At 53.6% G+C, this 207-nt stretch carries 1 rRNA gene; it reads right to left on the bottom strand.

Going from position 1 to position 207, the window contains the following annotated elements:
• Window positions 1-54 precede the first annotated feature (54 nt).
• A 5S ribosomal RNA gene (gene rrf, locus DXC51_RS09245) occupies window positions 55-172 on the bottom strand.
• Window positions 173-207: the final 35 nt, after the last annotated feature.

Consider the following 207-nt stretch of genomic DNA (forward strand, 5'->3'; position numbering starts at 1 on the left):
TGACCCCCTGCTTGCAAGGCAGGTGCTCTCCCAACTGAGCTACGCCCCCATTTAATCTGGCAGCCACCTGCTCTCCCATACCGTCTCCAGCATAGTACCATCGGCCGCTTAAGTCTTAACCATCGTGTTCGGGATGAGAACGGGTGTTTCCCTTAAGCGCATCGCCACCAGAAATTAAATGATGCTTTCCAGATGCCTTTCGGCTTC

The sequence above is a fragment of the Eisenbergiella massiliensis genome, from assembly GCF_003435485.1.